This is a genomic window from Halorubrum sp. SD690R, assembly GCF_005435035.1.
In the GTDB taxonomy this organism is placed as follows: domain Archaea; phylum Halobacteriota; class Halobacteria; order Halobacteriales; family Haloferacaceae; genus Halorubrum; species Halorubrum ezzemoulense.
In genome coordinates, this window is record NZ_SGTV01000140.1 from 1 (window position 1) to 448 (window position 448).

Sequence of the window (448 nt, forward strand, 5' to 3'; positions counted from 1 at the left end):
TGTACATCGTCGCCGACCTGCTGCAGCTCGGAGGGTTGACAGAGTGACACTGAAAGACATCGCGAAGGATCCGCTGACGCAGGTGTCGGCGGGACTTGGCGCGATCGCCGCGGTGCTGAACCCGGAGGTCGTGTGGGCGCTGACGGACGCGCTCATCGCCTCGGGGCCGCAGTTATTCTCGGCTATCTCGGTGGGGGCGCTGACGCTCCCCCAGGTCCTGCCGCCGTCGTCAACGGGAGAGTGGGCGGTCGTCGCGGCCGCTCTCGTCTTCTTGGCGTATCTGGGTCAGCAGATCTGGAGCAACATCGATCGAGAAGTATGAGACACACTCACAGCGGACGAACCGAGTTGAATCGGACACGAACGAACGGAGGTGAACCATGTCGGCGGTGACGCTGGCGCTGGGCGTGCTCGCGGTGGGCGCGCTGGTCTACGTGGTTGGCGTCGA

1 protein-coding gene is annotated in these 448 nt (G+C 64.7%); it reads left to right on the top strand.

Annotated elements, in window-relative coordinates; translation table 11 throughout:
* A partial coding sequence (locus tag EXE41_RS18775; protein WP_241987299.1) for a hypothetical protein occupies positions 1 to 322 on the top strand: 322 nt, incomplete at its 5' end.
* Positions 323 to 448: the final 126 nt, after the last annotated feature.